The organism is Streptomyces sp. cg36 (assembly GCF_041080675.1).
In the GTDB taxonomy this organism is placed as follows: domain Bacteria; phylum Actinomycetota; class Actinomycetes; order Streptomycetales; family Streptomycetaceae; genus Streptomyces.
In genome coordinates this window covers 4,007,426-4,028,010 of the sequence record NZ_CP163520.1, presented here as the reverse complement: position 1 = coordinate 4,028,010, position 20,585 = coordinate 4,007,426, and the positions used below count along the sequence as shown (strand labels likewise).

20 protein-coding genes are annotated in these 20,585 nt (G+C 69.1%); 12 read left to right on the top strand and 8 right to left on the bottom strand.

Annotated features, from left to right (window positions below; genetic code table 11):
- Nucleotides 1-37 precede the first annotated feature (37 nt).
- Complete coding sequence (locus AB5J87_RS17975) at nt 38-2,707, top strand: transglycosylase domain-containing protein (protein ID WP_369377775.1); 2,670 nt, start codon at nt 38-40, stop codon at nt 2,705-2,707.
- A gap of 130 nt (nt 2,708-2,837) precedes the next feature.
- Nucleotides 2,838-4,349 carry a glycosyltransferase family 87 protein gene (locus AB5J87_RS17970; protein ID WP_369377774.1) on the top strand — a complete coding sequence of 504 codons (1,512 nt, stop codon included), beginning with the start codon at nt 2,838-2,840 and terminating at the stop codon, nt 4,347-4,349.
- A 76-nt stretch (nt 4,350-4,425) separates the two neighbouring features.
- On the opposite strand, the gene AB5J87_RS17965 is transcribed toward AB5J87_RS17970, so the two are convergent.
- The 3 genes from AB5J87_RS17965 to AB5J87_RS17955 all read right to left on the bottom strand — a co-directional run bounded on the left by AB5J87_RS17965 (nt 4,426) and on the right by AB5J87_RS17955 (nt 7,089).
- Nucleotides 4,426-5,457: an alanine racemase gene (locus tag AB5J87_RS17965; RefSeq protein WP_369377773.1), complete on the bottom strand. Its 1,032-nt coding sequence runs from the start codon at nt 5,455-5,457 to the stop codon at nt 4,426-4,428.
- A gap of 68 nt (nt 5,458-5,525) precedes the next feature.
- Nucleotides 5,526-6,644: a lipid II:glycine glycyltransferase FemX gene (locus AB5J87_RS17960; RefSeq protein ID WP_369377772.1), complete on the bottom strand. Its 1,119-nt coding sequence runs from the start codon at nt 6,642-6,644 to the stop codon at nt 5,526-5,528.
- 124 nt (nt 6,645-6,768) lie between these two features.
- Nucleotides 6,769-7,089, bottom strand: a complete 321-nt coding sequence (locus tag AB5J87_RS17955) for a hypothetical protein (RefSeq protein ID WP_369377771.1) — start codon at nt 7,087-7,089, stop codon at nt 6,769-6,771.
- Nucleotides 7,090-7,360: 271 nt separating this feature from the next.
- Between AB5J87_RS17955 and rpsF the strand changes: the two genes are divergently transcribed.
- The 4 genes from rpsF (at nt 7,361) to rplI (ending at nt 9,062) form a co-directional block, all read left to right on the top strand.
- Entirely contained in the window at nt 7,361-7,651 is a 291-nt protein-coding gene (rpsF, locus tag AB5J87_RS17950; RefSeq protein WP_067162183.1) for a 30S ribosomal protein S6, read from the top strand.
- Between the two features lie 75 nt (nt 7,652-7,726).
- Complete coding sequence (locus AB5J87_RS17945) at nt 7,727-8,317, top strand: single-stranded DNA-binding protein (RefSeq protein WP_369377770.1); 591 nt, start codon at nt 7,727-7,729, stop codon at nt 8,315-8,317.
- A gap of 43 nt (nt 8,318-8,360) precedes the next feature.
- Nucleotides 8,361-8,597, top strand: a complete 237-nt coding sequence (rpsR, locus tag AB5J87_RS17940) for a 30S ribosomal protein S18 (RefSeq protein WP_005315025.1) — start codon at nt 8,361-8,363, stop codon at nt 8,595-8,597.
- A gap of 18 nt (nt 8,598-8,615) precedes the next feature.
- Complete coding sequence (gene rplI / locus AB5J87_RS17935) at nt 8,616-9,062, top strand: 50S ribosomal protein L9 (RefSeq protein ID WP_369377769.1); 447 nt, start codon at nt 8,616-8,618, stop codon at nt 9,060-9,062.
- 201 nt (nt 9,063-9,263) lie between these two features.
- Here the strand turns inward: rplI and AB5J87_RS17930 are convergent, their stop codons facing one another.
- Entirely contained in the window at nt 9,264-10,601 is a 1,338-nt protein-coding gene (locus AB5J87_RS17930) for an MATE family efflux transporter (RefSeq protein ID WP_369377767.1), read from the bottom strand.
- A 424-nt stretch (nt 10,602-11,025) separates the two neighbouring features.
- Between AB5J87_RS17930 and dnaB the strand changes: the two genes are divergently transcribed.
- Together dnaB and AB5J87_RS17920 are read left to right on the top strand one after the other, a co-directional pair.
- On the top strand, nt 11,026-12,513 hold the full coding sequence (dnaB, locus tag AB5J87_RS17925) for a replicative DNA helicase (RefSeq protein ID WP_369377766.1): 1,488 nt from the start codon (nt 11,026-11,028) through the stop codon (nt 12,511-12,513).
- 184 nt (nt 12,514-12,697) lie between these two features.
- Nucleotides 12,698-14,074 carry a serine hydrolase domain-containing protein gene (locus AB5J87_RS17920; protein WP_369383573.1) on the top strand — a complete coding sequence of 459 codons (1,377 nt, stop codon included), beginning with the start codon at nt 12,698-12,700 and terminating at the stop codon, nt 14,072-14,074.
- A gap of 130 nt (nt 14,075-14,204) precedes the next feature.
- On the opposite strand, the gene AB5J87_RS17915 is transcribed toward AB5J87_RS17920, so the two are convergent.
- Nucleotides 14,205-14,657, bottom strand: a complete 453-nt coding sequence (locus AB5J87_RS17915) for an N-acetyltransferase family protein (RefSeq protein ID WP_369377764.1) — start codon at nt 14,655-14,657, stop codon at nt 14,205-14,207.
- A gap of 10 nt (nt 14,658-14,667) precedes the next feature.
- Entirely contained in the window at nt 14,668-15,141 is a 474-nt protein-coding gene (locus AB5J87_RS17910) for a MarR family winged helix-turn-helix transcriptional regulator (RefSeq protein WP_369377763.1), read from the bottom strand.
- Nucleotides 15,142-15,278: 137 nt separating this feature from the next.
- On the opposite strand from AB5J87_RS17910, the gene AB5J87_RS17905 reads away from it, so the two are divergent.
- Both AB5J87_RS17905 and AB5J87_RS17900 read left to right on the top strand, forming a co-directional pair.
- Nucleotides 15,279-16,487 (top strand): MFS transporter, encoded by a 1,209-nt coding sequence (locus AB5J87_RS17905; RefSeq protein WP_369377762.1) that lies wholly within the window; start codon nt 15,279-15,281, stop codon nt 16,485-16,487.
- 76 nt (nt 16,488-16,563) lie between these two features.
- Nucleotides 16,564-16,986: a heme-binding protein gene (locus AB5J87_RS17900; RefSeq protein ID WP_369377761.1), complete on the top strand. Its 423-nt coding sequence runs from the start codon at nt 16,564-16,566 to the stop codon at nt 16,984-16,986.
- Nucleotides 16,987-17,038: 52 nt separating this feature from the next.
- On the opposite strand, the gene AB5J87_RS17895 is transcribed toward AB5J87_RS17900, so the two are convergent.
- Nucleotides 17,039-17,893: a GNAT family N-acetyltransferase gene (locus AB5J87_RS17895; protein WP_369377760.1), complete on the bottom strand. Its 855-nt coding sequence runs from the start codon at nt 17,891-17,893 to the stop codon at nt 17,039-17,041.
- Nucleotides 17,894-18,135: 242 nt separating this feature from the next.
- Here AB5J87_RS17895 and AB5J87_RS17890 point away from each other — a divergent pair, with 242 nt between their 5' ends.
- A complete protein-coding gene (locus AB5J87_RS17890; protein ID WP_369377759.1) occupies nt 18,136-18,771 on the top strand; it encodes an HAD family hydrolase in 636 nt (211 codons plus the stop codon).
- Between the two features lie 139 nt (nt 18,772-18,910).
- Nucleotides 18,911-20,056, top strand: a complete 1,146-nt coding sequence (locus AB5J87_RS17885) for a globin domain-containing protein (RefSeq protein WP_369377758.1) — start codon at nt 18,911-18,913, stop codon at nt 20,054-20,056.
- A 35-nt stretch (nt 20,057-20,091) separates the two neighbouring features.
- Here the strand turns inward: AB5J87_RS17885 and AB5J87_RS17880 are convergent, their stop codons facing one another.
- Complete coding sequence (locus AB5J87_RS17880; RefSeq protein ID WP_369377757.1) at nt 20,092-20,574, bottom strand: NUDIX domain-containing protein; 483 nt, start codon at nt 20,572-20,574, stop codon at nt 20,092-20,094.
- Between the last annotated feature and the right edge of the window lie 11 nt (nt 20,575-20,585).

Sequence of the window (20,585 nt, the reverse complement as noted above, 5' to 3'; positions counted from 1 at the left end):
TTCAGGCGCACTCGCCTGCCCGAGGAGTAGTCGTTCGATGAGCGAGCACCGTCGTAAACCGCCGGAATCGCAAGGCGGCGGCCGTGCCGCGGCCCGGAGGGCTGCCCAGCAGCCGTCCGGCCGGCGCGCGGCCCCCGCCCGGGACTCCGCCACGGGGTCCCCCTCCGCTTCGTACGGAGAGCAGCGACCGACGGGTGGACGTGCCGAGGCGCGGCGGGCCGCCCAGCGGGGCGGACGCAGACGAGGAGCCGAGCCCGGTGGCGGCGCTGCGGCGGGCCCCGGTGGCCGCCGTGGCGGCTCGGGTCCCGGAAACCGGCGCCCGGGCAAGAAGCGTTTCATCGACTACCCGCGCCACAACAAGCGCGGGTGGCGGCGCTGGATGCCCTCGTGGAAGCTGATGAGCGGGCTGTGCCTGGGATTCCTCGGCACGCTCGTGATCGTCATCGGCATCGCCTACTGGACGGTCAGCGTCCCGAACGTGGCCCAGGCGGCCACCGCCGAGAACAACGTCTACTACTGGGCCGACGGATCGCAGATGGTCGCGACCGGTGGCGAGGTCAACCGGCAGATCATCGCGTACGAGAAGATCCCGGCCGCCATGCGGTACGCGGTCATCTCGGCCGAGAACAAGACCTTCGAGACCGACTCCGGCGTCGACCCGCAGGGCATCGCGCGCGCCCTGGTGAACATGGCCAAGGGCGGACACACGCAGGGTGGCTCCACGATCACCCAGCAGTATGTGAAGAACGCCCGGCTCGACGACCAGTCGCAGACGCTGACCCGTAAGTTCAAAGAGCTCTTCATCTCCATCAAGGTCGGCGCGACCAAGAAGAAGAGCGAGATCATGGCGGGCTATCTCAACACTGCCTACTACGGGCGCGGCGCCTACGGCCTCCAGGCCGCGGCCCGCACGTACTACAGCAAGGACGCCCAGAACCTCGACCCCAGCCAGTGCGCGTTCCTCGCCTCGCTGCTCAAGGGAGCCACGTACTTCGACCCGGCCGGCGCCACCGAGATCGACCCGGCGGCCACGCCGCAGCAGAACACCAAGAACGCGATGAACCGGTGGGCCTGGATCCTCGACGAAGAGGTGAAGGACGGCCACCTCCCGGCAGCGGAGCGGGCGAAGTTCACCACCTTCCCGATGCCGGACAAGCCCAAGAAGAACGCGCAGCTCAGCGGGCAGATCGGCTATCTGGTCAGCCTCTCCAAGGCGTACTTCGTCAACAACAACACCCAGGGCATCACCGCCGGTGACCTGGACCAAGGCGGCTACGAGATCCACACGACCTTCGACAAGAAGAAGGTCCAGGCGCTCGAAGACGTGGTGAAGAAGGTCCGCAAGAAGAACATCGACCCGAAGAAGCGCCCGGAGAAGGACACCTTCGTCCAGTTCGGCGCGGCGTCGGTGGACACCAAGAGCGGAGCCATCAAGGCGCTCTACGGCGGCGAGGACGCCACCAAGCACTTCACCAACAACGCCGACCAGACCGGTGCGCAGGTCGGCTCGACCTTCAAGCCCTTCGTGCTGGCCGCCGCCATGGAGTACGGCAAGCGCGACCCCAAGGGCCCCAAGGACCAGGGCGAGTCGGAGCGGACCCCGGTCTCCCCGAAGAGCATCTACAGCGGCATGAACAAGCTGAAGATCAAGAACTACGACGGGAGCGTCTGGACCAACGAGAAGGGCGAGCAGTGGCTCCAGACCAACGACGGCAATGAGTCCTACAACCCGCCCAGCTACGGCATCGACCTGCGGTACGCGATGCAGGAGTCGGCGAACACGCCCTACGTCCAGCTCGGCATGGACGTCGGTACGGACAAGGTGAGGGACGTCGCCCTGGCGGCCGGTCTGCGCAAGGACAGCCTCGCCTCGTCGAGCGTGCCGTCGTTCTCCATCGGCACCTCCTCCCCCAGCGCGATCCGTATGGCCGGCGCGTACGCCACCTTCGCGACCAGCGGGATGCACCACGACCCGTACTCGGTCGAGAAGGTCAACAAGCGCGGCCGGGTCATCTACCAGCACGATGACAAGGGCACCCGCGCCTTCTCTGCGGCCATCGCGGACAACGTGACGGACGTCCTGAAGAACGTGGTGGAGAAGGGCACCGGTACCAACGCCCAGCTCAGCGGCCGTGATGTGGCGGGCAAGACCGGTACCACCGACGGCAACCGGTCCGCCTGGTTCGTCGGCTACACGCCGCAGCTGTCGACCGCGGTGAGCATGTACCGCCTCGACGACAACGAGACGAACAAGAAGCGCGAGTTCCTGAAGATGTTCGGCACCGGCGGCCAGGAGAAGATCCATGGTGCGTCGTTCCCGTCGACCATCTGGCACGACTACATGGAGCAGGCGCTGAACGGCGTCCCGTCCGTCGACTTCCCGACGCCCGAGGCGATCGGCGACAAGGTGTACGGCGGCGGCATGTCGCCCAGCCCCACGGCTTCCCCGTCGCCCTCCCCGTCCCCGTCGCAGTCCGAGCAGATGCCGTCGCCGACTCCGTCGCTGACACCGTCGAAGTCCCCGAAGCCCACCAAGTCCTGCGGCAAGTGGGACTGGAACTGCGGTGGTCCCGGTGGTTCGGACGCCGGAACCGATCAGGGCACCACCGACGGAAATGTGGGCGGGCCCACCGGCACACCGTCGCCGAGCAGCTCCAAACCGGGCCGGGGTGATGGCGGCGCCATCATCGGAGGCCCCAACGGCTAGCGCGCACCGCGTGCCCGGCTGACGCGGGCAGGCATCCGGGGGCGATGTTTCACGTGAAACCAGGAACCACGTTTCACGTGAAACATCGCCCCTCGGCATTTCCACAGAGCTCTACGGCAGGATGTGCGGCATGACGAGCGAGACCAGTGCCCGTACGGACGAGGACCGGCGCGACGAGCCCGCCGAACCGGTCGTCCGGCCCACGGAACAGGACGAGGTCGCCGCGGCCGGCAGCGAGCTGCTGGGCGGTCCCATGGGCCGCTGGGCGTCGGGGGCGGGCCACTGGCTCACCCCCGTGCGGGTGATCGCCCTCGTCGCGATCGGCATGTTCGCCCTCGGAATGGCCCAGAAGGCCCCCTGCTACGACTGGGCCTGGTTCCGGGGCGCGAACTCCCAGTACACCCACGCCTGCTACTCCGACATCCCGCACCTGTACGTGGGGCGGGGCTTCGCCGACGATCTGGTGCCGTACTTCGACCGCCTCAACGGCGACATGGACTACCTCGAATACCCCGTCCTGACCGGGTTGTTCATGGAGGTGGCCGCATGGATCACGGCGCCCGTGGGCGGCAGCATGCAGCACCGCGAGCAGATGTACTGGATGGTCAACGCGGGGATGCTGATGGTCTGCGCGACCGTCATCGCCGTCTGTGTGGCCCGTACGCACCGGCGCCGTCCCTGGGACGCCCTGCTGGTAGCCCTGGCGCCCGCCTTCGCGCTGACCGCGACCATCAACTGGGACCTCTTCGCCATCGCCCTCACCTCAGCCGCGATGCTGATGTGGTCCCGCAGCCGCCCGCTCGCCTTCGGCATCCTCATCGGGCTGGCGACGGCCGCCAAGCTCTATCCCGTCCTGCTCCTGGGGCCACTGCTGTTCCTGTGCTGGCGGGCGGGGAAGTGGCGCCAGTACGGACTGGCCCTGCTCGGCGCCGCGGGCTCCTGGCTGCTGGTGAACGTGCCGGTGATGCTGCTCGCCCCCGAGGGCTGGAAGAAGTTCTACACGTTCAGCCAGGAGCGTTCCGTCGACTTCGGCTCGTTCTGGCTGATCATCTCCCAGCGCACCGGCAAGTCCCTGGACGTCAGCACGGTCAACAACCTGGCGACGCTGCTGATGGTGCTGCTGTGCGGGGGGATCGCGGCGCTCACGCTCACGGCTCCGCGCCGCCCCCGCTTCGCACAGCTGGCCTTCCTGGTCGTCGCGGCGTTCGTTCTCACCAACAAGGTCTACTCGCCGCAGTACGTGCTGTGGCTGATCCCGCTGGCCGCGCTGGCCAGGCCCCGCTGGCGGGACTTCCTGATCTGGCAGGCCGGCGAGGTCGTGTACTTCCTCGGCATCTGGATGTACCTGGCGTACACGATGAGCGGGGAGAAGCACCAGGGCCTTCCGCCGGAGGGCTACCAGCTGGCCATCGCCGCCCATCTGCTGGCGACGCTCTACCTCTGTGCGGTCGTCGTGCGCGACATCCTGATGCCCGAGCGGGACCTCGTACGGCGCGACGGCTCGGACGATCCGTCCGGGGGTGCCCTGGACGGGGCGAAGGACGTGTTCGTCCTGGGCCGTGCGGCGCATCCGCCGAGGCACGCGGCGCCGCTGGTGGAGGGCCCGCGGGTGGAGTGGGGCAAACCCGCCCCCGGCGCCTAGAGACCGCGAGAAGGGCCCCTGCCGGGTCGGCAGGGGCCCTTCTCCATGTCCTCGTGCGCGGTGTGGCCGCTGCCGCCTAGCGGTCGACCAGGCGGTCGAACTGCGTGGTGGTGTGCCGCAGGTGGGCCACCAGTTCGTCGCCCACCCGCGGCTCCTGCGAGTCGGAGGGGACGAACAGGATCGAGACCTGCATGTGCGGCGGCTCCGCGAACCAGCGCTGCTTGCCGTCCCAGACGAACGGCGACAGATTGCGGTTGACCGTCGCGAGCCCGGCCCGGGCGACGCCCTTGGCCCGCGGCATCACCCCGTGCAGCGCCTTCGGAGCCTCCAGGCCCACACCGTGCGAGGTGCCGCCCGCGACCACGACCAGCCAGCCGTCGGAGGCCGCCTTCTGCTGGCGGTAGCCGAAACGATCACCCTTGGCGACCCGGGTGACGTCCAGGACGGCTCCCCGGTACTCGGTGGCATCGTGGTCGCCGAGCCACAGCCGGGTGCCGATGCGGGCGCGGAAGCGGGTCTGCGGGAACTGCTGCTGCAGCCGTGCCAGCTCCTCGGCCCGCAGATGGCTGACGAACATGGTGTGCAGCGGCAGCCGGGCCGCGCGCAGCCGGTCCATCCAGGCGATGACCTCCTCGACGGCGTCCGAGCCGTCGGTGCGGTCGAGCGGGAGGTGCAGGGCGAAGCCCTCCAGGCGCACGTCGGCGATCGCGGAGTGGAGCATGCCGAGCTCCTCCTCCTTGACGCCGTGGCGCTTCATCGAGCTCATGCACTCGATGACCACGCGCGCGCCCACCAGGGCGTGCACACCGTCCACCGACGACACGGAGCGGATGACGCGGTCCGGCAGCGGCACCGGCTCCTCGCCCCGGCGGAACGGCGTCAGCACCAGCAGGTCGCCGCCGAACCAGTCCTTGATGCGGGCGGCCTCATAGGTGGTGCCGACCGCCAGGATGTCCGAGCCGAACCGGTTCACCTCCTCGGCGAGCCGCTCGTGGCCGAAGCCGTAACCGTTGCCCTTGCAGACCGGGATGATCCCCGGGAACTGGTCGACCACGGACTTCTGGTGCGCCCGCCAGCGAGCGGTGTCGACGTACAGGGAGAGCGCCATGGCCGGATCCGGAACCTTTCTGGTGGCTGCGGTGTATCAGAGGTATGAGAGACGGAATCAAGCAACCATCAGCGACGCGACATGTAGATGTCGAGGGCCTTGTGCAGCAGCTTGTTCAGCGGGAAGTCCCACTCACCGACGTACTCGACGGCTTCGCCGCCGGTGCCCACCTTGAACTGGATGAGGCCGAAGAGGTGGTCGGTCTCGTCGAGCGAGTCGGAGATGCCGCGCAGGTCGTAGACGGTCGCGCCCATGGCGTACGCGTCGCGCAGCATCCGCCACTGCATCGCGTTCGAGGGCCGGACCTCGCGGCCGATGTTGTCGGAGGCGCCGTAGGAGTACCAGACGTGGCCCCCGACGACGAGCATCGTCGCCGCCGACAGGTTCACCCCGTTGTGCCGGGCGAAGTAGAGCCGCATCCGGTTGGGGTCCTCGTTGTTGAGGACCGTCCACATGCGCTGGAAGTACGAGAGCGGGCGCGGCCGGAAGTGGTCACGGACAGCGGTGATCTCGTACAGCCGCTGCCACTCCTCAAGGTCGTGGTAGCCGCCCTGGACGACCTCGACGCCGGCCTTCTCGGCCTTCTTGATGTTGCGGCGCCACAGCTGGTTGAAGCCCTTGAGGACGTCGTCCAGCGAGCGGTTGGCGAGCGGCACCTGGAAGACGTAGCGCGGCTGCACGTCGCCGAAGCCCGCGCCGCCGTCCTCGCCCTGCTGCCAGCCCATCTTCCGCAGCCGGTCGGCGACTTCGAAGGCACGCGGCTCGATGTGGGTGGCCTCGACGTCCCGCAGACGCTTGACGTCCGGGTCCTGGATGCCGGACTTGATGGCGGCCGAGTCCCAGCGCCGGATGACGACGGGCGGACCCATCTTCACGGAGAAGGCGCCCTGGTGCTTGAGGTGCGCCAGCATCGGCTGCAGCCAGTCCTCGAGGTTCGGGGCGTACCAGTTGATGACCGGACCCTCGGGGAGGTAGGCGAGGTAGCGCTTGATCTTCGGCAGCTGGCGGTAGAGCACCAGACCGGCACCGACCATCTGGCCGTTCTTGTCGAACCAGCCGAGGTTCTCCGAGCGCCATTCGGTCTTCACATCAGCCCACGCCGGGACCTGGCAGTGGCTCGCCGCGGGCAGGCTCTGGATGTACGCCAGATGCTGCTCTCGGCTGATGGTCCTCAGGGTCAGGCTCATGCGGGGCGCTCCTCGGCAGGTGTGTCCCCATGGGTACAGGGGCTCCGGCTCTCGCGCCGAAGCCTACTGCGCCCGGGGAGCGCCCCGGATGGCTGTACGGACCCTGGGTCGGTACGGGGTGCTCTCAGCCGCCGACGACACCGCCGAAGAGGCCGCCGTGGGCCATGCCAAGGAAGAAGCCGATGGCAGAGGCACCGAGCCCGAGGATCAGCAGGAACCGCTCCCGGGTCGTCTCCGAGATGAACTGCCCGTACGCCCCGGTGAGGATCCCGACGAGGCCCGCCCACGAGCTGAGCAGGTGCAGATTGTGGAAGAACGAGGTGGTGAACGCCAGCGCGCCGAGCACGACGGTCACCGCCATGAAGGCGTCCTGGAGGGGATGGGGCTTGCCGTCGGTGGCGAAGAGGGAGACGACGGACGAGTTCGATCGCATTGCCTGTGCCATGGGGCACCTCCTGGCGGAAGCGGAACGCGGCGAAGGGTAGCGCCGCGCACACCCGATGTGTACAGATTGCGTCCCCTGACCGCCGGATTTCAACCGGAAGCGGGTGTGCAGGTACTCTGTACGGTCTGCACCGGTGTCTGCCCTGCCCAGGACGCACTCCCTCTCCTTCCGAGCGGGATTGTCAGTGGCGGCGGATACCGTTGCGTACGCATCACGACCCTCCTGCCACGGAACGACCGTGGCCGCTGAGTCCAAAGGAGGTGGGTTCCACATGCGTCACTACGAGGTGATGGTCATCCTCGACCCCGATCTGGAGGAGCGCGCTGTCTCCCCCCTGATCGAGAACTTCCTCTCCGTCGTCCGTGAGGGCAACGGAAAGGTCGAGAAGGTCGACACCTGGGGCCGTCGTCGTCTCTCCTACGAGATCAAGAAGAAGCCCGAGGGCATCTACACGGTCATCGACCTCCAGGCCGAGCCTGCGGTCGTCAAGGAGCTCGACCGTCAGATGAACCTGAACGAGTCGGTCCTCCGGACCAAGGTCCTCCGTCCCGAGACCCACTGAGCTTCCGCTCAGAAGTCATCGGGTTCCGAGTAGCAACACAGCAGCCAGCAGCAATCCCCGCCGAGAGGTTCACCCATGGCAGGCGAGACCGTCATCACGGTCGTCGGCAATCTCGTCGACGACCCCGAGCTGCGCTTCACCCCGTCCGGTGCGGCCGTCGCGAAGTTCCGTGTCGCGTCGACCCCCCGCACCTTCGACCGTCAGACCAATGAGTGGAAGGACGGCGAAAGCCTCTTCCTGACCTGCTCGGTCTGGCGTCAGGCGGCGGAGAACGTCGCCGAGTCGCTTCAGCGAGGCATGCGCGTCGTCGTGCAGGGCCGGCTGAGGCAGCGGTCGTACGAGGACCGCGAGGGCGTCAAGCGCACGGTCTTCGAGCTGGACGTCGAGGAAGTCGGCCCCAGCCTCAAGAACGCCACGGCCAAGGTCACCAAGACCACCGGTCGAGGCGGCCAGGGCGGCTACGGCGGCGGTGGCCAGCAGCAGGGCGGCGGCAACTGGGGCGGAGCTCCCAGCGGCGGCCCGCAGGGTGGCGGCGCTCCCGCCGACGACCCGTGGGCTTCCAGTGCGCCGGCCGGCGGTGGCCAGCAGCAGGGTGGCGGCGGTGGCGGCTGGGGCGGAAGCTCCGGCGGCTCCGGCGGCGGCTACTCGGACGAGCCGCCCTTCTAGGGCAGCCCGTACCCCCACTTCTTGATCACACAGGAGAAACACCATGGCGAAGCCGCCTGTGCGCAAGCCTAAGAAGAAGGTCTGCGCTTTCTGCAAGGACAAGACCGCTTACGTGGACTACAAGGACACGAACATGCTGCGGAAGTTCATTTCCGACCGCGGCAAGATCCGTGCCCGCCGCGTGACCGGCAACTGCACGCAGCACCAGCGTGACGTCGCCACGGCCGTCAAGAACAGCCGTGAGATGGCGCTGCTGCCCTACACGTCCACCGCGCGATAAGGGAAGGGTGACCGAAAAATGAAGATCATCCTCACCCACGAGGTCTCCGGCCTCGGTGCCGCTGGCGACGTTGTCGACGTCAAGGACGGCTACGCTCGCAACTACCTGGTCCCGCGCGGTTTCGCGATCCGCTGGACCAAGGGCGGCGAGAAGGACGTCGAGCAGATCCGTCGCGCTCGCAAGATCCACGAGATCGCCACCATCGAGCAGGCCAACGAGGTCAAGGCTCGCCTGGAGGGCGTGAAGGTCCGTCTGGCCGTTCGCTCCGGCGACGCCGGTCGTCTCTTCGGCTCCGTCACCCAGTCCGACGTCGCTGCGGCGATCAAGGCTGCCGGTGGCCCGGACGTGGACAAGCGTCGTGTCGAGCTCGGCTCGCCGATCAAGACCCTGGGCGCGCACCAGGTGTCCGTGCGTCTGCACGCCGACGTTGTCGCGAAGCTTGGCGTCGAGGTCATCGCCGCCTAAGCGAAGCGCTCAGCAGAGCATGTGAAGGGCCGCACCCTCCGGGGTGCGGCCCTTTGCCGTGGGCGGCGACTGCGGTGTTTCACGTGAAACACCGCGGTCAGTGGCAGGCCATGTTTCACGTGAAACATGCGCCGAGGCCCCGCAGGGGCGTCGCTGCGGGGCGTGGACCTCTCGTACGAGGTGTGGCTGCCTGGACCGCGCTCAGCGCGTCGCGCCGGTCACCAGCCAGCGCCCTGAACGGGCGCGGAGCCACACGGTGAGCATCCGGACGGCCATCATGAGGGTCATCGCCCACCACAGCGCCGTGAGCCCGCCGCCGAACGCGGGCACCAGCAGTGCCACCGGGGTGAAGCAGGCAAGGGTGACGAGCATCGCCCAGGCCAGATAGGGGCCGTCTCCCGCTCCCATCAGCACGCCGTCGAGGACGAAGACGATCCCGGAGATCGGCTGGGAGAGCGCCACCACCAGCAGAGCGGGCAGCAGGGTGTCATGGACGGCCTGGTCGCCGGTGAAGAGCGGGACGAACAGCGGCCGGGCAACGGCGATCAACAGCCCGAGCACCACTCCCGCGGCGATTCCCCACTCCACCATGCGGCGGCAGGCTTGCCGGGCGCCCTCGGTGTCCCCGGCGCCCAGATATCTGGCGATGATGGCCTGCCCGGCGATGGCGATGGCGTCGAGGGCGAAGGCCATCAGGGTCCACAGGGACAGGATGATCTGGTGGGCGGCTATGTCGGCGTCGCCCAGCCGGGCCGCGACCGCGGTGGCGATCATGAGGATGGCCCGGAGCGAGAGCGTACGGACCAGCAGCGGGACGCCCGCCTGGGCGCTGGCCCGTATGCCCGCCGCGTCGGGCCGCAGTGAGGCGCCGTGGCGCCGGGCTCCCCGGACGACCACCCAGAGGTAGACGGCCGCCATCGCGAACTGGGCGATCACAGTGCCCCAGGCGGAGCCCGCGATGCCGAGCCCCGCCCCGTAGACGAGGCCGGCGTTCAGTCCGGCGTTCAGTGTGAAGCCGCCGACGGCCACGTAGAGCGGGGTCCTGGTGTCCTGGAGGCCGCGCAGGATGCCGGTGGCAGCGAGCACCATGAGCATGGCGGGGATGCCGAGGGCGGAGATGCGCAGATAGGTGACGGCGTACGGCGCGGCGTTCTCCGAGGCGCCGAAGAGGTCGATGAACCACGGGGCGGCGGGCAGGACGACGGCGATGACGGCCGCGCCGAGCAGCAGGGCGAGCCAGATGCCGTCCATGCCCTGACGGATGGCCGCCTGGAGGTCACCGGCGCCGACGCGCCGGGCGACGGCTGCCGTGGTGGCATAGGCGAGGAAGACGAACACGCTCACGGCGGTGGTGAGGAGCGCCGCGGCGATGCCCAGACCGGCCAGCTGCGGGGTGCCGAGGTGGCCGACGATGGCGCTGTCGGCCATGACGAAGAGCGGCTCGGCGACGAGCGCGCCGAACGCGGGCACGGCGAGTGAGACGATCTCTCGGTCGTGCCGGCGACGGATGTTCCGCGGTGCCGCTGGGGCCTGTGTCATGAACTCAATCTAATCTTCCACAGGTAAGAGATGCAATGGGTTATTGATCCTTACCTTGGAACCGGCGTGCGGTTCGGCTGTGCGCCGTTTGTCGTGATCTTGGGCCAGCTGGGAAAGTTTTTCTCCCCCACAGCCGGTGGATGGAAAAATGCCAGGTCAGAGCCGTGTTGGCGGGGTGGCTATGACTTTGTCCACAGTGCTGTCCCCCGGTCCGTGCACAGGTTCTGCGGAGTTCTCCACAGCATCTGGTCCGTCGTCCACATGGCCTGTGGATAACCAGATTGGCTGACGGTGCCGACGGGCCTAACGTGGACCGGCGCCCGACGCGCCGGAACCGGAGTCGGGCGACTCGTTTTGTCAGTGTCGTGCCGTAGAACAGAGTGGCACGGCGAGGTCCGCGGAGCGGACGGGAGGAGGTGGCCCGGTGAGTATTCCCGAGCCCTTGGACGACCCCTGGGCCGACAGCGGTCCGGGTGACCGTCTGCCCGTCTCCCGCCCCCGCCGAGCCGATGGACGGGGCCGAGGCCGCGACGATCAGCACGACCGGGGCAGCGACGGCGAGTCCTGGGACGGCGGCGGCTCGGCCAACTTCGAGCGGGTGCCCCCGCAGGACATCGACGCCGAGCAGTCCGTCCTCGGCGGCATGCTGCTCTCCAAGGACGCCATCGCGGACGTCGTGGAGATCATCAAGGGCCATGACTTCTACCGGCCGGCGCACGAGACGGTCTACACGGCGATCCTCGACCTCTACGCGAAGGGCGAGCCGGCCGACCCGATCACCGTGGCGGCCGAGCTGGTCAAGCGCGGCGAGATCACCCGCGTCGGCGGCGCCTCGTATCTGCACACCCTGGTCCAGTCGGTCCCGACCGCGGCCAACGCCTCGTACTACGCGGAGATCGTCCACGAGCGGGCCGTGCTCCGCCGTCTCGTCGAGGCGGGAACCAAGATCACGCAGATGGGATACGCGGCGGACGGCGACGTCGACGAGATCGTCAACTCCGCCCAGGCCGAGATCTACGCCGTCACCGAGCAGCGCACCAGCGAGGACTACCTGCCGCTCGGCGACATCATGGAGGGCGCTCTCGACGAGATCGAGGCGATCGGCTCCCGCAGCGGTGAGATGACCGGTGTGCCCACCGGCTTCACCGACTTCGACTCCCTCACCAACGGTCTGCACCCGGGTCAGATGATCGTCATCGCGGCCCGTCCCGCCATGGGTAAGTCGACGCTGGCACTGGACTTCGCACGGGCCTGCTCCATCAAGCACAACCTGCCCAGCGTGATCTTCTCCCTCGAAATGGGCCGCAACGAGATCGCGATGCGCCTCCTGTCGGCCGAGGCCCGGGTCGCGCTGCACCACATGCGCTCCGGCACCATGACCGACGAGGACTGGACCCGGCTCGCGCGCCGGATGCCGGACGTCTCCCAGGCCCCGCTCTACATCGACGACTCCCCGAACCTGTCGATGATGGAGATCCGCGCCAAGTGCCGTCGGCTCAAGCAGCGCAACGACCTCAAGCTCGTCGTCATCGACTACCTCCAGCTGATGCAGTCCGGCGGCTCCAAGCGCGCCGAGAGCCGCCAGCAGGAAGTCTCGGACATGTCGCGAAACCTCAAGCTGCTCGCCAAGGAGCTGGAGATCCCGGTCATCGCGCTCTCCCAGCTGAACCGTGGCCCCGAGCAGCGCACGGACAAGAAGCCGATGGTCTCCGACCTGCGTGAGTCCGGCTCCATCGAGCAGGACGCGGACATGGTCATCCTGCTGCACCGTGAGGACGCCTACGAGAAGGAGTCCCCGCGAGCGGGCGAGGCGGACCTGATCGTGGCCAAGCACCGTAACGGTCCGACGGCGACGATCACGGTGGCCTTCCAGGGCCACTACTCGCGCTTCGTCGACATGGCGCAGACCTGATCCGCCTCAGCCGCAGGTGAGTTGAGGCGTGTCCGGCGTCGATGTGCGGGCCGCGCGGCGCGGTCCGCACCGCTGTGTCCGCGTCGTCTCCCGTGTGTCGTGGGAAAACCACTCGACGGCCATGGGGCGCGAGGATAGACCTTGGGCCATGACTTCATCCCCGTATGTGCCGATCGCCCCGCCGATGACCACGGCCCCCGCCGACCTCCTGCCCGGTACGGAACGTGCGCTGATCCACCGCCTCGCCGTGGCGCAGTCCGAGCAGCGGCTGCCTTCGCTGGTCGCCGCCGTGGTGCGCGAGGGCCGGATCGTCTGGACGGGCTCCCGCACCTCCGTCGAGGGCCATGGGCCGGACGCCGATGTGCAGTACCGCATCGGCTCGATCACCAAGACCTTCACCGCCGTACTGGTGATGCGGCTGCGGGACGAGGGGCTGCTGGACCTCGGCGACCCGCTGGAGAAGCACCTGCCCGGCACCGGAGTCGGCGAGGTCACCATCGCCCAACTCCTCAGCCACAGCGCCGGGTTGGCGGCCGAGACGCCCGCGCCCTGGTGGGAGCGGAGTTCGGCGGCGCTGCGCCCCGAGCTCGCGGACGTACTGGGCGAGAGCCCGCTGCTGCATCCGGTCGGCAGGCTGCACCACTACTCCAACCCGGGGTACACCCTGCTCGGTTCGCTGGTCGAGGCCGTACGGGGCGTTCCCTGGGAGGAGGCTCTGCAGCGCGAGATCCTCGATCCGCTGGGTCTGACCAGGACGAGCGCACAGCCGGTGGCCCCGCACGCGGGTGGCTGGGCGGTGCACCCATGGGCGGACGCCCTGCTGCCCGAGCCGTCGGAGGACCTCGGCATCATGGCTCCGGCGGGCCAGCTGTGGTCGACGGCCGCGGACCTCTGCCGTTTCGCCGTCTTCCTCGCCGTGGGAGACGACCGGGTGCTGAGCGCCGCGAGCGTGCGCGAGATGCGGACGCCGTCGGCCCCGCCCGAGGCGGGGGACTGGCAGAACGAATACGGGCTGGGCATGCAGCTGAGCTGCCAGGACGGCCATCGCACCCTCACTGGACACACTGGTTCGCTGCCGGGCTTCGTCGCGGGTCTGTGGATCAGCGTGGAGGACGGGGTGGGGGCGGTCGCGCTCGCCAACTCCACCTCGGGCGCAGCCGCCTCGGTCGCGGCCGACCTGGTCCGGATCGTCGTCGAGGCCGAGCCGAGGCTTCCCGCGCCGTGGCGGCCCCTGACCGAGGTGGATCCGGCGGTACTGGAGCTCACCGGGCCCTGGTACTGGGGAACGCACTCCTACGGTCTGCGGCTGCACGCCGATGGCACGGTGGCGCTGGAGCCGCTGCGCGGCCGGGGCCGTGCGGCGAGGTTCGAGCCCCGTGCCGATGGCGACTGGGTGGGGCTCGACGACTATTACCAGGGGGAGGTCCTGCGGGCCGTGCGCCGACCGGACGGCTCGGTGAGCCATCTCGACCTCGGGTCCTTCGTCTTCACCCGGGAGCCTTACGGCCCGGCCGAGGCGGTGCCCGGAGGTGTCGACCCCGAGGGCTGGCGCGGGGTCTGACGTTTCACGTGAAACAAGCCAGGCCCGATGACTTCGTTGAGCTCTGTCCCCAGGGCCTGCCGCATGACCCTTGTTTCACGTGAAACGTGTCCCGCGAGCGTGGGCAGTGAGGCCCTCTGAGCCTGGCGGCTCAGAGGGCCTTCTTGAACCCCAGATGCGATGCCTCGAAGCCGAGCCGCTCATAGAAGCGGTGCGCGTCGATCCTGGTGGCGTCCGACGTCAGCTGGACCAACTGGCAGTCCAGGCGCCCGGATTCCGCGACGGCCCACTCAATGAGCCGGGTGCCGAGGCCACTGCCGCGTTCATCGGAATGGACGCGTACGCCTTCGATGACCGAGCGGGTGGCGCCGCGCCGGGAGAGACCGGGGATCACGGTCAACTGGAGCGTGCCGACGACCTGTTCGTCGCGGACGGCGACCACCACATGCTGATGGGGGTCCCGGGCCAGCCGGTCGAAGGCGGCGAGGTAGGGGGCGAGGTCGTCCGGCGACTCCCGCTGGGCACCCAGTGGGTCATCGGCGAGCATCGCCACGATCGCCGGGATGTCCTGGGGCGCGGCGGGCCTTATCTCAAGATCGCTCATGGCCCGGAGATTACGCCGGGGAGGACGACACCGGGACGCGGAGTTCCTCGACGGTCCTGACCAGCGGTGCCAGCTCCGGGTTCTTGGCGGCTTCGTCGAGCGCCTCGCGCAGTGCGCGGTCATTGGTGGGGCGCGCCTCGTCGAGCAGGGCCTGACCCGACTCGGTGACATCGGTGTAGATGCCGCGCCGGTCGGTGTCGCAGAGGTACCGGGTGAGGAGCCCCCGGTCCTCCAGGCGCGTCACCAGCCGGGTGGTGGCGGACTGGCTGAGCACGACCGCGTCGGCGACCTGCTTCATCTGGAGATGGCCGCCCGGGCCGCTGTGCTGGCGGCTGAGGACGTCCAGGAGCGAGTACTCGCGCGCACTGAGGCCGTGCCCCGACTGCAGGGCCCGTTCCACATGGGTCTCGATCTTTCCGTGCAGCAGTGAGAGGGCGCACCAGCCCTGGGCGAGGGCGGTGAGCGCGGGGTCCGTCGCTGTCATGCGTGTGTCCTCCGTCCAGAGCGGCCTGCCTCCAGGATAGGCCAAGTGCGCAATAGCCCGCGCTTGCAATTAGCCCGCGTCTGCAATTATTGTGGACGCTCGTAAGGCGCTCGTGCAATCTCCTGGAAGGCAATCCCATGCCCCTCGCGCTGCTAGCCCTGGCCATCGGGGCGTTCGGCATCGGCACCACCGAATTCGTGATCATGGGCCTGCTCCCGGAGGTGGCCGACACCTTCGACGTGAGCATCCCCATGGCCGGCTACCTGGTCACCGGATACGCGCTCGGTGTGGTGCTCGGCGCCCCGCTGATGACCGTCCTGGGCACCAGGATCTCCCGCAAGCGCATGCTCATGCTGCTGATGGGCTTCTTCATCGTCGGCAATGTGCTCTCCGCCGTCGCCCCGGTCTTCGGGCTGATGCTGGCCGGGCGGATCGTCGCCTCCCTGGCGCACGGCGCCTTCTTCGGCATCGGCTCGGTCGTCGCGGCCGATCTGGTCGCCCCCGAGAAGAAGGCCGGGGCCATCGCGATGATGTTCACCGGTCTGACCGTCGCCAATGTCGTCGGCGTTCCGCTGGGCACCCTGGTCGGCCAGCAGATCGGCTGGCGCACCACGTTCTTCATCGTGGCCGCGCTCGGCGTGGTCGGGCTGCTGGGCGTCGCCAAGCTCATCCCCGACATGCCCAAGGCCGAGGGCGTACGGCTGCGCCACGAGATCGCCGCGTTCCGCAACGTCCAGGTGCTGCTCGCCATGGCGATGACCGTGCTCGGCTTCGGCGGCGTCTTCGCCGCGATCACCTACATCACGCCGATGATGACCCATGTCGCCGGATACGCCGACGGCTCCGTCACCTGGCTGCTCGTCCTCTTCGGACTCGGCATGGTCGCCGGGAACCTGATCGGCGGCCGGTTCGCCGACCGTGCGCTGATGCCCATGCTCTATGTGTCGCTGAGCGGGCTCGCCGTCGTACTGGCCCTGTTCACGCTCACCGCGCACGACAAGACCGCGTCCGCCGTGACCGTCTTCCTCATCGGGGCGCTCGGCTTCGCGACCGTGCCGCCGCTGCAGAAGCGGGTCCTCGACCAGGCCGCGGGCGCGCCCACCCTCGCCTCCGCGGTGAACATCGGCGCCTTCAACCTCGGCAACGCCCTCTCCGCCTGGCTCGGCGGCCTGGTGATCTCGGCCGGACTCGGCTACACCGCCCCCAACTGGGTCGGCGCCACGCTCGCCGCCTCCGCGGTCGTCCTCGCGATCGTCTCCAGCACGCTCGAACGGCGGACGTCCGCCGACAGCCGCATCGTCAGCGGCGCCACGGCCGAACCCGCCCGGGCCGCCGTCCACCACTGACCAACCCGCAGCCGCCCCCGCCACCCCTGGGGGCGCCACGGACCAACCGCACTACCGCATCAAGGAGTTACCCCTCATGAGCACCGCCACCGCAGTCGCCCCCCTCACCACCCACGACGCCGAGGCCCTCGTCGAGGCAGCGCGCGCCGCCGCCGAGGAGGCCGGCGTCACCGTCGCCATCACCGTGCTGGACGCGGGCGGTCATCTGCTCGCTTTCCGCCGGGACGACCGCGCCGTGCTGATCGCGGGCGAGACCAGCACCCGCAAGGCGTACACCGCGCTCCAGCTGAACGCCCCGACCGCCGACCTGGTCGACGCCGTTCAGCCGGGCGGGCTCTTCCACACGCTGCCGACCGCGCTGGACCGGCCGCTGCTCTTCATCGCGGGTGGCGTTCCCGTCCACCGTGACGGCCGGCTCATCGGGGCGATCGGTGTGGGCGGCGGCGCCCCCGAGCAGGACCACGGTTTCGCCACCCAGGCCGTGCTGCGGCTCGGCTGAGCCACAGCAGTCCCACGGCTTCAGGCCGAGGCCACCCGGCTCCGCTTCCGGATCAGCCCGCCGCGACCGTCAGGGGAGCGAACCTGCGGGTCCAGTCGCCGGGCAGCTCGGGGAGGTTGCGCGTCATCACCGCGTTGAAGGCGATCGGTTCCAGACCGTTCGCCTTCAGCCAGTTCAGCAGCTCCTCGTGGCGTACGTCGATGTCGGTGCGCAGCGGGCGGTCCGTCCCCGCCGCCAGTGAGGCGACCAGGGCCTTCGCGGTCTCCGTGTCCCGTGCGACCAGCGGCCCCACGACATGGGTCTCCATGTTCGGCCAGAGCGCCGCGTATCCGATCAGCCCTCCCGCGTCCTCCGCCACCCGCAGCTGGTCGGCGAAGGCGGGCAGCCGAGTGATCACATGCGTACGGTCGCGGCCGAAGACCTCGCCGTCCAGGCGCAGGATGGCGTGGAGGTCCTCGGCGGTCGCGGGGCGGGTGGCCACGGTGGCGGCCGGTCCCGAGGGGCGGAAGTAGCCGCGCACCATCTCGGCGCGGCCCACGACCGTGAAGCCAAGCTCCTCGTAGAGCGGCCTCCCGTACGGAGTGGCGTGCAGGGTCACCGGCCGGTCGCCGAGCTCGGCCAGGACGTGCCGCATCAGCCGCCGCCCCACTCCCTGGCGGGCGTACTTCTCCGCGACCAGGACCATGCCGATCGCGTCCAGGTCCGGCGTGTACGAGGTGATCACGCAGGCGCTGACCAGCCCCTTGCCCTCGGGGTCGTCGATGCCGTACCCGGTTCCGGCGGTGAGGAGCAGGCCCCACTTGTGCTCCTCGCGCGGCCAACCGCGGTTCTCGGAGAGATCGGCGCAAGGAACGAGGTCGTCAATGGTCAAACGGCGGATCGGGAGCTCGTCGAGCGGTGAGGGCATGGGGATCAGGCTCTCCGATGAACCCATGCCCCGTCCACCGCTTTGCGGATACGGCACGTTGCTTTCGGCCACGCTGTGTCAGCGGCGGTGCCGATGTTTCACGTGAAACATGCATCCCGAGCGTTGTTTCACGTGAAACGGTGCGCGTGGTTTCACGTGAAACATGAGGCTCCGAAGGGCTCCCGCGGGCGACCGGGTGCCCGCTGCCGCGGGCGTGAGCAGGGGGACTAGCCTCTGTGGCCATGGCGAGACTTCACTTCTTCGATCTCGACGGGACCCTGATCCGGGGCTCTGCCGCGCCCGTGGAGATCTCCCGGCAGCTCGGGCTGCTGAGCGAGGTCGGTGCGTTGGAGCGGGACCTGGCCACCGGGCGCATCGACCCGCCGGAGTACGCGGTGCGGGTGCACGCGCTGTGGTCCGGGCTGACCGAGGAGCATGTGACGGCGGCCTTCGTCTCGGCGCCCTGGCTCGCCGGTATCGAGGAGGTGTGGCGGGAGATCCGCGAGCGCGGTGACTACTGCGCGGTCATCTCGCTGTCGCCGTCCTTTTTCGTGGAGCGGCTGCTGGGCTGGGGAGCGCATGCCGCCCATGGTTCGGTCTTCCCCGAGGTGCCGTTCACCCGGCCCGTCGACCCGGCGGGCATCCTCACCGCCTCGGCGAAGGTCACCGTCGCGGAGCGGCTGCGTGCCGAGTTCGGGGTGCGCCGGGAGGACTGTGTCGCCTACGGGGACTCGATGTCGGACGTGGAGCTCTTCGCCGCGGTGCCCGTCTCGGTCGCGGTGAACGCGGACCGTCATCTGACCGGCCTGGCCACCCACATGTACACGGGCGGCGACCTCCGGGAGGCTTACGCGTTGGCAGAGGTCAAGCGACATTAACGGGAATGCGGGTTCGGATACCCGGGATTCCTGCTATTTGTCCACGCGGCGCGCCGGAAGCTGACATGCTCCGTTACGGGAGGGACGGGACTCCCGGACGTCGGTAACTGCGGCCAGAGGTTCGAGGCGAGAAACCAGGATGAACGCTCCGACCACCACGTCGACCGACGCTGTGCTGATACGCCGCACTCTCGCGGAGATCGCACCGTTAGCGGACAAGGTCACGTCGTACTTCTACGCACTGCTGTTCATAGGTGATCCGGAGCTGCGCACGCTGTTTCCGGCAGCCATGGACACCCAGCGGGACCGGTTGCTCAAGGCGCTGCTCACAGCGGCCGAGCATCTGGAGGACACCACCACACTCACCGAATATCTACGCCAACTGGGCCGGGGACACCGTAAGTACGGGACCCGGCCCTCGCACTACCCGGCGGTCGGCGAGGCGCTCATCGGGGCGCTGATCCGGTACGCGGGGAAGAGCTGGGACGAGGCGACCCAGGACGCCTGGGTACGGGCGTACACCACGATGTCCCAGATAATGATCGACGCGGCCGACGAGGACGAGCGACAGGCGCCGGCGTGGTGGTACGCCGAAGTCGTCTCGCACGATCTGCGGACCCCGGACGTCGCGGTGGTCACCCTCCGGCCCGACCAGCCGTACCCCTTCCTCGCGGGCCAGTACACGACGCTGGAGACGCCCTGGTGGCCACGGGTCTGGCGGCACTACTCGCTGGCCTCGGCGCCCCGCTCCGACGGGCTGCTCTCGCTCCATGTGAAGGCGGTCCCGGCGGGCTGGGTCTCCGGCGCGCTCGTCCACCGGGCCCGGCCCGGCGACACCCTGCGCCTGGGGGCGCCCGCCGGATCGATGGTCGTCGACCACACCACGGACAACGGACTGCTCTGTCTGGGCGGCGGCACCGGGATAGCGCCGATCAAGGCGATGGTGGAGGACGTCGCACGGTACGGGGAGCGGCGGCCCGTGGAGGTCTTCTACGGGGCCCGCAGCGACCACGGCCTGTACGACATCGACACCTTGATGCGGATGCAGCAGGAGTACACCTGGCTCTCGGTCCGGCCGGTGGTCTCCGACGGCCCGAGCCGGGGGCACACCGGGAGGCTGCCGGAGGCGGTGCGCGCCTACGGGCCGTGGAACTCCTACGACGCCTATCTGTCGGGGCCGCCGGGGATGATCCGGAGCGGAGTGACGGCGCTGAGGGACATCGGGATCCCCTCGGACCGCATCAGACACGACTCGGTCGAGGAACTCGTCGCGGCGAACAGTTGACGGACGCCCGGCCGCGGATCAGTGGCGGCCGGGCATCAGCCCAGGTCGGGCGCGTGCATGGCGCGTACGCCCTCGATGTTGCCGTCCAGGTAGTGCCGCAGCGACAGTGGCACCAGATGGACGGAGGCGATGCCCACGCGGGTGAACGGGATGCGGACGATCTCGTACTCGCCGCAGGGCTCGTCCACCTCCGGGCCGTGCCGCAGGGCAACGTCCATGGATTCGAGGCGGCAGACGAAGAAGTGCTGCACCTTCACCCCGGTGGCCCCGCCGTCGGCGCCGATGTGCTCGACGGTGTCGACGAAGCAGGGGACCACGTCGGTGATCTTCGCGCCGAGTTCCTCGTGCACCTCGCGGTGCAGGGCCTCGACGACGGTGGAGTCCTCCGGTTCGACGCCGCCACCGGGGGTCAGCCAGTACGGATCGACGCCGGGCTTGGTGCGCTTGATCAGGATCAGGTCGTCGCCGTCCAGGAGGACGGCTCGTGCGGTGCGCTTGACCACGGGTCGGACGGTCATGGGAGAAATGT